Genomic DNA, 565 nt, shown 5'->3' with positions numbered 1-565 from the left:
TCAATATACGAATTATTCTAGATATGAAAAAGGTAATGTCAAGGAACTAACCGTAAAGGATAATGATAATCCCAGTGGTAATGCTGCCTTAAAAATCAATTATGAATACGATTCGTACGGCAACCAGATCAAGGTGACAGCTACTGACAATCAAAGTACGATGTCTGTAGTGCGGACATATGATGTAAACCCACCCAATAAAGGCGCATTTTTAACCCAACAGTCCCAGCAAGTGACTGATGTGGATAGAAGTCTGTCTAACATTGTTCAGAAAATGGAGTATGACACAACAACGGGAAGATTGACGAAGTTCACGGATGGAAATAATAACTTCACGCAGTATGAGTATGATCTCCTTGATCGAGTCAAGACAGCTACGTTTATGGATAAGAGCAACGTTCAGTTAACGTACGATGATGCCAACAACAAAATTACTACAATAGACCAAACAGGGGTTACCACTGTTACCCAATGGAACCCGCTAGGTTTAAAGGAATTCGTCCAAACTATAGGCGCAGGCACAGGGAAACAAAGCTTCCAATACGACACTTACAGTCGATTGTGG

At 40.7% G+C, this 565-nt stretch carries 1 protein-coding gene; it reads left to right on the top strand.

Annotated elements, in window-relative coordinates; translation table 11 throughout:
- The coding region (locus ABRS97_RS28250; RefSeq protein ID WP_367859153.1) for a hypothetical protein at window positions 1–565 on the top strand (565 nt) is incomplete at both ends.

Source organism: Paenibacillus tabacirhizosphaerae (genome assembly GCF_040812395.1).
GTDB lineage: Bacteria > Bacillota > Bacilli > Paenibacillales > NBRC-103111 > Paenibacillus_E.
The sequence above is the reverse complement of the archived record's forward strand: the minus strand, read 5'-3'. Positions and strand labels throughout refer to the sequence as shown.